The sequence below is a fragment of the Adlercreutzia sp. DFI.6.23 genome (assembly GCF_024462535.1).
In the GTDB taxonomy this organism is placed as follows: domain Bacteria; phylum Actinomycetota; class Coriobacteriia; order Coriobacteriales; family Eggerthellaceae; genus Adlercreutzia; species Adlercreutzia rubneri.
This window is the reverse complement of the sequence record NZ_JANGBP010000348.1, coordinates 1-317: the sequence shown is the minus strand read 5'-3', so window position 1 is coordinate 317 and position 317 is coordinate 1. Positions and strand designations below refer to the sequence as shown.

At 65.3% G+C, this 317-nt stretch carries 1 pseudogene; it reads left to right on the top strand.

Annotated features, from left to right (window positions below):
* Positions 1 to 317: pseudogene (locus NE591_RS13670) on the top strand (hypothetical protein); the annotation flags it as partial.

Here is a 317-nt window from a genome sequence, read left to right as displayed (position 1 = left end):
GTCGCTCGTTCTTCAAGCTCGGCGGGCTCACCGCCGGCGTGGTCGCGTTCGCCGGCATGGCCGGCTGTGCGCCCCAGCAGGAGATGGCCAACACCGGCGGCGACAATGAGACGGTCGCGGCCCGGGTGCCCTACGCGGTCTACGACACCGACATCCTTATGATCGGCGGTGGCTACGGAGCCAGCTTCGCCGTGAACGAGGCGTGCAAGGTGGGTCAGAACGTGCTCGTGGTCGACAAAGCTCCCTACGGCTTCGGCGGTGCCTTCGGCATGAATTTCGACATCATGAACACTTGGGTGCCCGGTGCGTACTACGAG